13 protein-coding genes are annotated in these 12223 nt (G+C 38.8%); 3 read left to right on the forward strand and 10 right to left on the reverse strand.

The window, feature by feature from the left end:
- Positions 1 to 104: 104 nt before the first annotated feature.
- The 7 genes from MN869_RS01160 to MN869_RS01190 all read right to left on the reverse strand — a co-directional run bounded on the left by MN869_RS01160 (position 105) and on the right by MN869_RS01190 (position 7457).
- Positions 105 to 719 (reverse strand): TetR/AcrR family transcriptional regulator, encoded by a 615-nt coding sequence (locus MN869_RS01160; protein WP_005314005.1) that lies wholly within the window; start codon positions 717 to 719, stop codon positions 105 to 107.
- Positions 720 to 784: 65 nt separating this feature from the next.
- Positions 785 to 1612 carry a lysophospholipid acyltransferase family protein gene (locus tag MN869_RS01165; protein WP_033132767.1) on the reverse strand — a complete coding sequence of 276 codons (828 nt, stop codon included), beginning with the start codon at positions 1610 to 1612 and terminating at the stop codon, positions 785 to 787.
- Between the two features lie 52 nt (positions 1613 to 1664).
- Positions 1665 to 2513 (reverse strand): SDR family oxidoreductase, encoded by an 849-nt coding sequence (locus MN869_RS01170; protein ID WP_033132768.1) that lies wholly within the window; start codon positions 2511 to 2513, stop codon positions 1665 to 1667.
- Positions 2514 to 2517: 4 nt separating this feature from the next.
- The gene (gene dmpG, locus MN869_RS01175) at positions 2518 to 3546 is read right to left on the reverse strand and encodes a 4-hydroxy-2-oxovalerate aldolase (protein ID WP_033132769.1); all 1029 of its coding nucleotides are present in this window, start codon (positions 3544 to 3546) and stop codon (positions 2518 to 2520) included.
- Between the two features lie 3 nt (positions 3547 to 3549).
- Positions 3550 to 4518, reverse strand: coding sequence for an acetaldehyde dehydrogenase (acetylating) (locus MN869_RS01180; protein WP_033132770.1), 969 nt, complete (start codon positions 4516 to 4518; stop codon positions 3550 to 3552).
- A 9-nt stretch (positions 4519 to 4527) separates the two neighbouring features.
- Complete coding sequence (locus MN869_RS01185) at positions 4528 to 5319, reverse strand: fumarylacetoacetate hydrolase family protein (RefSeq protein ID WP_033132771.1); 792 nt, start codon at positions 5317 to 5319, stop codon at positions 4528 to 4530.
- Positions 5316 to 7457 carry a bifunctional 3-(3-hydroxy-phenyl)propionate/3-hydroxycinnamic acid hydroxylase gene (locus tag MN869_RS01190; RefSeq protein ID WP_243306796.1) on the reverse strand — a complete coding sequence of 714 codons (2142 nt, stop codon included), beginning with the start codon at positions 7455 to 7457 and terminating at the stop codon, positions 5316 to 5318. The genes MN869_RS01185 and MN869_RS01190 overlap by 4 nt, the downstream gene beginning before the upstream one ends.
- 295 nt (positions 7458 to 7752) lie before the next feature.
- On the opposite strand from MN869_RS01190, the gene MN869_RS01195 reads away from it, so the two are divergent.
- Positions 7753 to 8685, forward strand: coding sequence for a lauroyl acyltransferase (locus tag MN869_RS01195; protein ID WP_033132780.1), 933 nt, complete (start codon positions 7753 to 7755; stop codon positions 8683 to 8685).
- 391 nt (positions 8686 to 9076) lie between these two features.
- Positions 9077 to 9256 carry a hypothetical protein gene (locus MN869_RS01200; protein WP_004807103.1) on the forward strand — a complete coding sequence of 60 codons (180 nt, stop codon included), beginning with the start codon at positions 9077 to 9079 and terminating at the stop codon, positions 9254 to 9256.
- Positions 9257 to 9488: 232 nt separating this feature from the next.
- On the opposite strand, the gene MN869_RS01205 is transcribed toward MN869_RS01200, so the two are convergent.
- Both MN869_RS01205 and MN869_RS01210 read right to left on the reverse strand, forming a co-directional pair.
- Positions 9489 to 9698: a hypothetical protein gene (locus tag MN869_RS01205; protein WP_004807102.1), complete on the reverse strand. Its 210-nt coding sequence runs from the start codon at positions 9696 to 9698 to the stop codon at positions 9489 to 9491.
- 114 nt (positions 9699 to 9812) lie between these two features.
- Positions 9813 to 10034 carry a hypothetical protein gene (locus tag MN869_RS01210; RefSeq protein ID WP_004807100.1) on the reverse strand — a complete coding sequence of 74 codons (222 nt, stop codon included), beginning with the start codon at positions 10032 to 10034 and terminating at the stop codon, positions 9813 to 9815.
- Positions 10035 to 10549: 515 nt separating this feature from the next.
- Here MN869_RS01210 and MN869_RS01215 point away from each other — a divergent pair.
- Complete coding sequence (locus tag MN869_RS01215) at positions 10550 to 10711, forward strand: hypothetical protein (protein ID WP_005203627.1); 162 nt, start codon at positions 10550 to 10552, stop codon at positions 10709 to 10711.
- A 219-nt stretch (positions 10712 to 10930) separates the two neighbouring features.
- Here MN869_RS01215 and MN869_RS01220 read toward each other — a convergent pair whose 3' ends face one another.
- Positions 10931 to 12166 (reverse strand): DcaP family trimeric outer membrane transporter, encoded by a 1236-nt coding sequence (locus MN869_RS01220; protein ID WP_033132781.1) that lies wholly within the window; start codon positions 12164 to 12166, stop codon positions 10931 to 10933.
- Positions 12167 to 12223 lie beyond the last annotated feature (57 nt).

Genomic DNA, 12223 nt, shown 5'->3' on the forward strand with positions numbered 1-12223 from the left:
TTTAATTCCTTTTAGGATGCTCCACATCATTAATATTTTTTACCAACTTAAACTGCTATCTAGAAGGTTATCTGATGATAGACTTTTGATTTTTAAAGCAATGGTTATAGCTCTAATAAAGGTGGTAATTCCCTTCTTGCAATCTCATAGGCTTCATCACGATCTACGCCCATAGCGTATAGCAATAACTCAGCAATTTCAGTACCAGCATCTCTCCAAGTTTTATGCCCTTCTAATACGAGAAAAATAGATGTTAACACTGAACCTGCAATCAAAGACATAATCGAAAGTAGTTGATCTTCTCGGAATGTATATCGTTTACTGTCTAAACCAGCCATTACATCTGGCAATGGTGAATCACTACTTGACCATAAGGCCATTAATGATTTTGAACTGAAAGCAAAGCGGCATATAAATCGTCCCCAATCAGACTCTTCATGTGCTCTACGAACATACATACGAATACCCGTCGCAAGACGGATAGCCGAATCTGATTCATTTCCTAGTGTTTTAATAACACGTGCATTCATTTCCTCAGCAAGTTGAGATGCTATGTCTTCAAACAAAGTATCAGGATCTAGCTGATTATTATAAATTGTACCTCGAGCCACACCAGAAGCTGAAGCGAGCTCACTTATACTAATATTCGTAGAGCCTTTTTCAGCAAAAAGTTTTAATGCTGTTTTATGAATTCTTTGCTGTGATGAAGATAAACGCACAATTTAGACCTTTTGAACAAGAATGCAGTATTTGAACAATTTTGACTATTATTATACAAATTATACTATTCATCAAAACTTTTTGTGAGTTTCTTACGTAACCAGCTCCAATTCTGCTTTTTATCGGTTGATCTATATTTTTTCAATTCTGAGATTTGCTTTTCAATGGATTGCGCAACTTGCTCACGAATATCCCATATAGCTTGTTCATCCTGCGTAACATCCAAAGTAGATATTCGCTCTCCAAAACTAAAATAAAATCGTTGAGGTTTAGGGATTGGTAAATAACCCACACCTGTTGGTAAGGGAGGTAAAATGTCTCCACCTCTCAATTTATCATTGAGTTTGAATGCAGATAATACTTTTTGGGCTGTTGAATTATTTTGGATATCATTAGCATCTATAACAATATCAAAGCAGTCATCTGCTCCAACAGAGGCAAAGGGAATAATATCGTAACCATGTTCTATTGCTAGGCGGGCAAAGCCTGTTCGTTTTTTCCAAATCAGTTGATATTTTTCCCCCTTACGACGCATGACTTCTCGTGCGCCACCAGGAAACACGATGATTGACTGCCCACTAGACATCAGTGCATGACAGTTTTCTGGTGATCCCAAAACCATCCCCCCTTTAGTAAGAATGTCTTTCCAAATGGGGACATGAAAATGCATACGATCACCTAAGGAACGTAAGTGCACACCATATTGCTGTCGTATATGTTCAACAAATAATGGCACATCCAAAAGACCAAATAAGGTATGATTGCCAACAAATAACGCAGGTTTTGACATATTGAGTTGATCCGAGTTTAAAAAGACTGGATCAAAATACCAACGTTCTAAATCACGTCCCCATTTGCCATAATTTTCTTTTGGGGGTACAAAGTTATCCATTTTATTCTCCTCATCAAATTAAGAAGACGTCCCTGTGTTCTTAAAACTTGGTTTATTGTTTTGCCCAATTTAGGCTTTTTTCCCATAGCTCATTGGCTAAATTTATATTCTGAGCAGCATGTGAAGAAACTTTGACTTTACAATCTTCATAATAAAACCCCGTATCACCAGCAAGCTGTGGCTGGGTTGCACAATAAAGTGTTGTTTTTGCTCCCTCTTCAGGGCTAATCATAAAACGACGGATTAACTTCACTAATGATTCTGGCAAACCTCGCCAGACATTAGTTGAAACCACACCAGGATGTATGGCATAGGCTGTGACGCCTGTACCATATAAACGACGACCGAGTTCTTTCACAAAAAGAATATTTGCAAGTTTGGCCACCCCATACTCTTTCAAGCCACCAAAACTCTTGGTTGTTTTCAACACAGCATTGAAATCAATACCTTGAGCATGACGGTGCGCCTTACTTGAAACGACAACCACCCGTGCAGGTTTTGATTCGATTAATTTTTCAGTCAGTAATTGCGTTAAAAGAAAATGTCCAACATGACAAACACCAAATGTGAGTTCAAAGCCTGATTGGGTCATGCCTTTCTGACCGGCCAAACCTGCATTGGCAATGAGTAAATGCAAAGCTAAGTTTCTTGAAAGAAATTGTGCCGCACACTGACGTACAGAATCTAAATCGGCTAGATCTAATTCAATGAACTCCGCCTTTGCTCGTCCAAAACTGAGGCTTTGGATTTCCTGAAGTACAGCTTGCGCTTTCTGCTGCGAGCGACAGGCCAAAAACACATGATAACCTTGTAATGCCAACTCTCTTGCGGTAACTGCGCCTATACCTGAGTTTGCACCCGTTACTAAAGCCACTTTGCCATTTAATTTAAATTGAGTCATGCTGTTATCCTGCCTGTTGCTGTTTTTTTAGAAGGTCTAAAGCGACATCGACAATCATATCTTCCTGCCCACCCACCATACGACGACGACCCAATTCCACTAAAATATCAACGGTATTTAGGCCATAACGTTTAGAAACTATCTCGGCATGACGCAAGAAGCTTGAATATACCCCTGCATACCCTAATGCAAGTGTTTCACGATCTACACGTACTGGGCGATCTTGCAATGGTCTCACTAGTTCATCAGCAGCATTCATCAATGTAAATAAATCTGTTCCATGATGCCAACCTAAACGTTCAGCAGCAGCAATGAAAACTTCTAGTGGTGCATTACCTGCACCTGCGCCCATACCTGCAAGACTGGCATCAATACGATCACAACCTTCTTCAACGGCCACGATAGAGTTTGCAACACCTAAACTTAAATTATGATGAGCATGTATTCCTGTCTGGGTTGATGGATCCAATACATCTTTCATCGCTCTGAAGCGTGCACGAATATCATTCATCGACATTGCACCACCTGAATCCACGACATAAATACATTGTGCACCGTAAGATTCCATCAGTTTACCCTGTTGTGCCAATGCCTCTGGTGTGGTCATGTGGCTCATCATCAGAAAACCCACGGTATCCATGCCCAATTCTCTGGCATATTCGATATGCTGTTTAGAAATATCAGCTTCGGTACAGTGTGTCGCAACACGGACAACTCGGGCACCAACGTTATAAGCCGCTTTAAGATCGTGAATGGTACCAATACCCGGTAACAGCAAAGTCGCAATTTTTGCATGGTTGAGTACATCAGCAGCGGCTTCAATCCATTCCAAATCAGTATGTGCGCCAAAGCCATAGTTAAAGCTTGAACCTTGCAATCCATCACCGTGCGCAATTTCGATACTGTCTACTCTTGCTTCATCTAACGCTTTGGCAATTTCTTGCACATTTTGAATGGAGTACTGATGGCGGACTGCATGACTGCCATCACGTAAAGTCACATCGGAAATATATAATTTTTTGATCTTATCCATCGCTTAGCCCTCATCCGATGCACGTTGTGATTGGAGTGATGCCGCCATTTTCTCGCCTGTTGCCAACGCTGCCGAAGTCATAATATCCAGATTGCCGGCATAGGCAGGTAAATAATGTGCTGCACCTTCAACTTCTAAAAACACACTGGTTTTTAGACCAGAAAATTTCCCTAATCCTGCAATATTGAGTGGGGCAGATTCAGGAATTACCTCAAACTGGACTTTTTGTTTTAAGCGATAGCCAGCAACATATTTTTGAACCTCAGCAACCATCTGCTCAATCGAGGCTTCAACCGCAGCCTGATCTGCAGCTTCAGACAGCACATACACCGTATCACGCATCAATAATGGTGGTTCGGCTGGATTGAGGACAATAATCGCCTTGCCTTTTGTTGCACCACCGACCGTTTCCAGTGCCTTTGATGTGGTTTCGGTAAATTCATCAATATTTGCTCGTGTGCCTGGCCCTGCCGATTTACTGGAAATAGACGCCACAATTTCAGCATAATGAACTTTAGCAATTTTCGAGACTGCAGCAACCATTGGAATAGTCGCCTGCCCACCACAAGTCACCATGTTTACATTGAGCTGGTCAATGTGTTGTTCCAGATTCACCACAGGAACGCAATAAGGACCAATTGCCGCAGGGGTTAAATCCACCATACGAATATTCGGCTTATGTTGTCTTAATAAGGCATCATTTTTGATATGTGCCCCAGCAGAGGTTGCATCAAAAACAATATCGATCTGCTTAAATTCAGGTAGTTGAATAAGCCCTTGAACACCTTCAGACGTAGTTGCAACCCCCATTCTTTTGGCACGAGCCAAACCATCCGATTCTGGATCAATACCAACCATAGCAGTGATTTCAAGATGTTCACCATAACGTAACATCTTAATCATGAGATCACTGCCAATATTGCCACTACCAATAATTGCAGCCTTGATTTTATTTTTTGATTGGTTATTCATGTTCTCCACCTATACCAACTGGCAACTGACAGAACCTAAACGGCCAATATAGGCAGTCACGCTATCACCTGTTTTGACATTGACCATTGGTCCTAGCGCACCAGATAAAATGACCTCACCAGCTTTTAAACCAATCCCTTTTTCACACATGGTACGGGCCAACCACCAAGCAGCTTTTAATGGATGACCTAAACACGCGGCTCCATTACCTTTTGATGCCACAACTTTATTGTGTTCAAGTTCCATTTTTACTTTTGCTAGATTTAAGCTGCCTATTTCGATCGGCTGATTTCCTAAAACAAACAAACCACAAGATGCGTTATCGGCTACCGTGTCTTCCAACGTGATTTTCCAGTTATGAATCGCGCTATCGACGATCTCTAAAGCGGGTAAGGCATAAGTCAATGCGGATATGAACTCTCCCCACGATGGCATTGGTCCAACAAGATCTCGCCCAAGAATAAAAGCAATTTCAGCCTCAATTTTAGGCTGCATAAGTTGGCTGGCAGGAACGGTGTCACCATCTAGGTATTCCATATCATCGAATAAAATCCCGAAATCAGGCTGATCCACACCAAGCTGTTGTTGCACTGCTTTTGAGGTTAAACCAACTTTCTTGCCGATAATTCTTGCACCTTGGCTGACCTTATAATCACTATTAATTTGTGCAACAGCATAAGCCTCATCTAAACCAGAAATATGATGTGATTCAGATATTTGCCCAACTGTTTGACCTGATTGTCTAGCGTGGCGCAATGCCAAAGCCGCAGAATTTAAACGTTCTTGATCATTAATCGTCATACATTTACCCCGCCAATTGTGTGAGAACCAGTTTTATCAGCAGTTAAATCCAATTGATGCTTTAACTGCTGTATGGTCGAATTAATTTCGACTTGATCAACAACAGCAAATGTAAATTTATCAGGACGTAATATTGCAATGGATTGCGATGTCTTACATGCCTTTTTAAACCAACACACCATATCGCCATCAATATCTTCCACTTCAAGCACATCAGGATTTAAATCTCTATTGATATGGCCTTGAGGTCGACCAGAATATGGATATAGAGTGATAAATTTACAGCCAATTTGTTCTAAGACTTGTTTAGATGTGTCTGATAAACCTGATGTTGGATCCACTGATAACCCAATCAAAGAATAGTTCTCACCTAATAGAGAATCTAAAAGTACAGGACGACCATCAAAACCACGGACAATAGGCTGCGGAGATAAGCCACCTTCAGGGCTTAAACGATGTTTACGTGCTAAACCGAAATATTGTCCTTTGGTATAAATAGGTTTTGGTTTGAACCCACCTTCTTGTCCCCATTCTTTTAATTTTGGGGTAGAAAGTACGCCTTTAATTACACCATCACGGATTTTCCCAATCACTGGATTGGTCATTGAAACAAGATCTTTTAATAAGACAGAACCCTGAATCATTGCCTTGGCATGATCATGACGCTCACTTTCATAGCTATCTAATAATTTGTCTCCAGCTTGACCATTGAGTACCGCACTGAGTTTCCAGCCTAAATTGCCTGCATCACGGATCCCTGAGCTTGCGCCTTGCCCCATAAATTGTGGGGTCATATGTGCAGCATCACCTGCCAAAAGTACACGTTTATCTCGCCATTGATTAGCAACCAAAGCATTAAAGGTATAGACCAGTTTACGTTTTACTTCAAAGTCATCAGGATTGACAAATTTGGATAACAACATACGTACTGTTTCAGGTTGTTCCATATATTCTTTGGTTTGACCTTTTTTCAGCATAAACTCAAAGCGATGGAAACCATCTGGCTGTACACAGCTCACCACTGGCAAATCGGGATCTACCACAAAATTAAAATAAGGTAAGTGACGTAAGCCTTTATTGCGGTCTTTTTGCTTTAAATCCACCACCAGCCACGGCTCTGGGAAGTTTTTCCCTGACATTTCAATGCCAAGTTTGGCACGAACGGTACTACGTCCACCATCTGAACCGACCAAATAACGAGCGGTGACTTGCTGAATATCACTATCACCCTGTGCTTCGGTTTTGACATCTGACTCATCACTAAAACGATAAATTTGTGTGGCTTGATGAATCACCGTCACGCTATCTGCATCCTGATTAAAATTAATCAGTTCACGTCCACGCAAAATTTTAACATTTGGATATTTTTCTAAGGCATTGGTTAAAGATGTTTCCAAATACGGCTGATAATAAAAATTCACCACCGACCAACCAAATGGACGTTTTAGCGGCTTGTATTGTGCAATCACAGTGCCGTCTGGACGAACAAGTTGTACCGGCGTATCCAACAACATATCTTTTTGCAGCTCTTCAGCCATATCTATCGACTGAAAAATTCGCATGCACTCATCATCGGTATATACCGCACGAGCATTACCATAAAACACAGGTTCACGTTCCAACACCAACACCTGATGCCCACGTTTACCTAAAATATGTGCCAATACCAATCCAGTTGGTCCTAGTCCCGCGATATTGCCTATTCCTAAACCTTGATATCGTTCATCTAAGATAAAAAAATTCAAGGACGCAGCAAAGGTTTTACCACTTTCAAGAAGTAATTTTTCATTTAATATCAATGTATCCAGATAATGTTCAAAAACTTCTACTCTTTTGTCTGAGGTTATTTCCTGTAAAGCTCTATATTTTCTTATTTTCGCATTAGCCTTCTGTCTAATGTTATTTATGATTGATGCAGCAATTACCCCAACAATTTCGTCTTTATCACGAACTACAAAAATGCGCGAGGAACTTATGATCACCTCACCCAAAAAAAATTCTGCCATAGGTCTTACATTCTTTTCAGGCACCCATGAGTTATAATCCCAAGTAGAAACGATCATCTGGTTTATTTTGTCCAAATCACTATCAGTTAATTCATCTACCACTTCATACTCTAAAGAGAAATTACTACTCATTACTCTCACTCATTTAATTTCAATAAAAAATTGATCTTTTAGGGATATACAACATTGCTGGCATCTATGCCAAGTAACTGTGAAGGTCTTACAAGAAGTATAGCCTATCCTGCCAATTACAAGACATCACATGAATTTTCTGCCTAGGTCAGTATGGCAACCGATCTTTCTTTTGTTGACAACGCAACGATGGAAGTACAGTACGTGATTTAGCGTAGTGATCCCTACTTAAATAAATCAATGAAAGTAATTCATTTATGTTAGGCTGATCAGTTTTTCTTAAGAAACAGCTGCTATGACGTATACACGGAAATTTAGGGCAGGAAAGTTTCACTGGTCATTTCTATTGCCTAGATATTGGGGAATATGGATGGCTTTAATTCTTTTAATGATGTTTGCAATTCTTCCATGGGCGATACAGTGGCGACTCGCAAATATCCTCTCGACACTTGCCTGGAAAGCGCTGAAATCTAGACGCAAAACAACGATTAGGAATCTTGAACTGTGTTTTCCTGAGAAAAGCGAACAAGAAATACAAGCAGATGCAAAACAAGTCTTTTTCAATATGATGTTGGGACTCTTTGAAGCATTGAATGCTTGGTACAGCCCTCGTTGGTTTCAAAAAAAGATGCATATTCATGGTTTAGAGCATCTTAAAAATGCTAAAGAAAATGGCGTTCTACTCTTAGGAACACACTCTACTTTATTAGATGCAGGTGGCTATATTTGTGGTCGTTTTTTTGAACTTGATGTTGTCTATCGTCCTCAAAATAATCCTCTCTTAGATATGCTTATTAGTCGATGTAGAGCTACAATTTATCAGAATCAGATTTCTAAAGATGATATGAAAGGATTGATCTCAAGTTTAAAGCATAGACATGCTATTTGGTATAGTCCAGATCAGGATTTTGGACTTAAACAAGGGGTGATGGCTCCTTTCTTCAATATACAAGCAGCAACAGTAACAGCACATAGACGGTTAATTAAAATTACCAAAGCAGCGGCAATTCCTTTATTTTTTTATCGCACTGGTGACATTCGTAACCCCCAATACCATATTTTGCTAGAGCCTGCATTGCAAAATTTTCCAAGTGCCTGTGAAGTTGACGATGCAACACGAGTCAATCTTGTGATTGAAAACCAAATAAAAATGTTTCCTACGCAATATATGTGGTTCCATCGTAGATTCAAAACTCGGCCCAAAGGTGAAAAAAGCCTTTATATCTAATAAATCAAAAGATTTAAATTTTATAAGAAAACAAAAAGCTCACATAACGTGAGCTTTTTCACTGATCCAAACTAATTAAATGACAGTGTGGTAGAAGCAACTTGTGGTCTTTTACCTTGGTTAAGAATAGAAAAAACACATTGGTCTTCATTCGAAACTTGAAAACCATGGCTTGGAATTTTGCTGAAATGAGCAAGTAGACCATCACCAGATTAAAATTAGTCTATGGACCAGATTCTAGGTGTGTTTTCTCTCTGCCTCACTGCATTTAGAGCTTGTCTAATAGCGGTGTCAGCTTAGGTTAAACTCTACTTATCGATATTTGAGAGATTAGACATACTTTTACTTGAGTTTAAGTTAGTATGGATTCCTAACAACGTAAGGATATGACATGTTCATCGGGTTTAAGATAATAAAAAAACAACCTGAACTTCAAAAGGACTTCACACATCAAGAATTTTCTAACCCAATTATGGAGTTTTGGAAATTTTTTGAGAATAATTCTCAGTATACGCTGTTGCGATATGAGCATGTTATTGATGGAATTCGTGCTATTTATTGTAATAAATAGCAAAGCGTTAACATCACATACCCCAGATAGATATTCTGATCCAACTCAGCGAATATTCTAATAGATAGAAGGTACGATCAGTTAACTTCTATTTTTTAAGGTTGACGCTTAGTGATCACAGCCTAGAGGATCTGAAGCAAAAATCTATTTTGTGGATATGCGGGCTAAGTCACAAAACTGATTTCGTTCATAAAATTTACCCATTAAAAAACCCGCCAAAGCGGGTCATGTTTTACTCGATATAATAGCTATTACCATCGGAGCTATTAAAAACCCAATTCGATGTCGGGTAAATAATCTCACCTTTTATTAAAATATATTCAACTTTGGGACTCTGCACCCGAGTTGATTGAATTGTATTAGTTGTCTTTACTTCGGTGTAGCTTGCTTGCGCCCTTCTTTCTTTACCTTGGAAATCAATAATTGTAATGTCTTTTAGCATCAATATGCTCCAATTTAATCAATCATACTATGCCTAGCTGCACATATATACAAACGTTAAATTATTAACAGCAGTAACTAATGAAATTCCAGAACAAGTTCAGCAATTAATTAACTACTTTAACTTACCAAGAATATCCGCAACGCGACTTGTCACTTCATCGGCACTCAAATCCTGACAGATCCAAAAGCTGTAGACTCTATCGTTTTTTACATAAATCTGCTTAACGTACTCTGAAGACTTTTTACTGTCGATCTCTCCAGCTTTAAAGTTTTTTTTATTCAAATCTACCGTCATTCCATCTAAATCACCACCAATACATAATTTCAATATCATCACCACTCAGATTGAATGCTCACCTTATCATATATACATCTGCTTTATCGGGCTGTTTATGTAGAGCTTTGGCGAGGTCCTAGCTTAGCTTCAATAGGTAATATTTGGCAGGTTTTCACCCATGCATTATCCAGCTTGATCTGTAACATTCCCTTAGCCTTTTGAGCTATTCAACTGACTGTGAGCGAATTACGACAATCATCAGACAAGATAGCTTTTTGCTTTCTTCACTAGAAATACTTTTCAATAGATATCACACCTGAGTAATTGGATTTATTTAAAAATAAGATTTGTGATCTTTGTGTACTTGCCCTTGAAATTCTTGAGATCTAGTAATGGTTTTTAAGCGATAGCAATCAACAAATAATATTTATTTGATTTTATTTAAGAAATATTTAATAGATATATTCTTTAATTCATCTACATATCCCTACAAATCACTCTTAAAGCTGCTGTAGTGTAAATAAAATAACAGCGTAGTATGGGGTTTCCATAACGAAACAAAGAAGATAAAAATGTCTGATTTTAAAGAGTTTTCCAAAAAAGTGACCCATGATCAATCACCACTATTACAAGCAAATGAACATACTCAGGTAAACACCCCTCAACCTACTCCAAAACCAGAAGACTCTTCAAAACCAGAGGATTCACAAGAACCAGACCCAAATAATAAATAATTTATGATTATCAGTACTTTAATATTCTTATGTATTGAGGTGCTGTTCATATAGAGGATAAATCAGTGCACTGATTTATTTTACTATTCATTACTTTTATCACTTTGATTTATCTAGTTGCTTAATTGCATTCATTCATTGATTAAAGAAGATAGAAATAGCCTCTCAGATCTGAGGGGCTATTTTAATTTAAAGATAGCTAAGAACGACGAATTAAAATTAAAACGTATACTTGGCCATAATTCCAATACGGTTATCGCGATATTTTTCACCAGCAAAGGTTTCGCGCTGAGCATTGATATATTCTAGACCCAGATCAATTGGTGCTACCAGAGAATATATAAAATTGATCCATGTCTGCTGTACTTTTTCATTGGCTGATATATCTGTCCTACTACTCTGAGCATAGCCATTTGTATCATCAGCAAAAATTGCACCATAAGCGAGAGTTGTTCGTAAATTGGGGCGAATATAGTAGGTTCCACCGATCTGTACTGCATTAAATTCATTCTGCTCTACATTGTCATCCGCAATAGTAAAAGCGGTATTGCTTCCATAAACATAATGGCTATTGCCTTTTACATGGCTAATATCAGCAGATAGTTTTAGATATTCAATTGGCTTATAGTTCACACCAACTGCAATCCCCCAACCTATTTTATCTGACTTTAGCGTTTCAGCTTGATATTGCTCAAGCATGGCCCGCAGCGATGTAGAACCTTTATTGTCAGTAAACTCATGCATCATTTTTGCTGTTAATACAGGCACTCGATATTTAATTGCAGTGTTTGATGCCGAATTATTGCCTTTTTCAGCAGCTAAGAAGAATTGGTTTGCGGGTGTCACTTTGTAATTGTAACGAACTTGAGGATATTGCTTGGTACCACCACCAATATTGGTTGAAAAATCCATAATTTCAGGTGCATGATTGGATAGGAAATTTGACGTTGTTTGACCAATCAACCAATTGTTATACGTCAAATAAGCATGACGAATGCGAAGATTATCATTACTTCCTGCAAAATCTACCTCGACTTTAGCGCCAATTTTTGCCTCTTGAGCAAGCGTCGAAAAATCCAAGCCAATACGCGTGGTTTTAACGGTTGTTCTGAGTTTATCTTTGGCTTCGGCTGTACTTTTAGCTGCGGCATTAAAGTCGTTATCAGCGCCTTCAATAATATAATTAGCATCAGCCCGCAAAAAACCATATAGATTGACATGAGTCTCTGGTTGAGTTGGCGAAAAATTAAAAACAGGTGTTGATACAGTCGTTTGATCTGTTTCAATGGACTTATGCTGTTGCTGAATTAAAGCTCTCAATTCTTTTATCTCTTCCATGAGTTTTTGAATCTCCTCTTGATCAGTCGCTGCATTGGCAGATGTCATCATGAGCAAGCTTATAGACAGTGCTAAACTATGCTGAATGAATGACGGACGATTAGGAAACACACACATGAAATACTCCTGTTATGGCTTGAGCAGTAAATTTAGATAAATTGAATCCAGCATCGA

The organism is Acinetobacter sp. NIPH1876 (assembly GCF_022808535.1).
GTDB lineage: Bacteria > Pseudomonadota > Gammaproteobacteria > Pseudomonadales > Moraxellaceae > Acinetobacter > Acinetobacter higginsii.

What these genes read in the sequence shown, in the direction of transcription:
- MN869_RS01195 (WP_033132780.1), top strand. Translation starts at nt 7,753, where the DNA reads ATGACGTATACACGGAAATTTAGGGCAGGAAAGTTTCACTGGTCATTT.
- MN869_RS01170 (WP_033132768.1), bottom strand. Translation starts at nt 2,513, where the DNA reads ATGACTCAATTTAAATTAAATGGCAAAGTGGCTTTAGTAACGGGTGCA.
- MN869_RS01180 (WP_033132770.1), bottom strand. Translation starts at nt 4,518, where the DNA reads ATGAATAACCAATCAAAAAATAAAATCAAGGCTGCAATTATTGGTAGT.
- dmpG (WP_033132769.1), bottom strand. Translation starts at nt 3,546, where the DNA reads ATGGATAAGATCAAAAAATTATATATTTCCGATGTGACTTTACGTGAT.
- MN869_RS01190 (WP_243306796.1), bottom strand. Translation starts at nt 7,457, where the DNA reads ATGAGTAGTAATTTCTCTTTAGAGTATGAAGTGGTAGATGAATTAACT.
- MN869_RS01220 (WP_033132781.1), bottom strand. Translation starts at nt 12,166, where the DNA reads ATGTGTGTGTTTCCTAATCGTCCGTCATTCATTCAGCATAGTTTAGCA.
- MN869_RS01205 (WP_004807102.1), bottom strand. Translation starts at nt 9,698, where the DNA reads ATGCTAAAAGACATTACAATTATTGATTTCCAAGGTAAAGAAAGAAGG.
- MN869_RS01200 (WP_004807103.1), top strand. Translation starts at nt 9,077, where the DNA reads ATGTTCATCGGGTTTAAGATAATAAAAAAACAACCTGAACTTCAAAAG.
- MN869_RS01215 (WP_005203627.1), top strand. Translation starts at nt 10,550, where the DNA reads ATGTCTGATTTTAAAGAGTTTTCCAAAAAAGTGACCCATGATCAATCA.
- MN869_RS01165 (WP_033132767.1), bottom strand. Translation starts at nt 1,612, where the DNA reads ATGGATAACTTTGTACCCCCAAAAGAAAATTATGGCAAATGGGGACGT.
- MN869_RS01185 (WP_033132771.1), bottom strand. Translation starts at nt 5,319, where the DNA reads ATGACGATTAATGATCAAGAACGTTTAAATTCTGCGGCTTTGGCATTG.
- MN869_RS01210 (WP_004807100.1), bottom strand. Translation starts at nt 10,034, where the DNA reads ATGATATTGAAATTATGTATTGGTGGTGATTTAGATGGAATGACGGTA.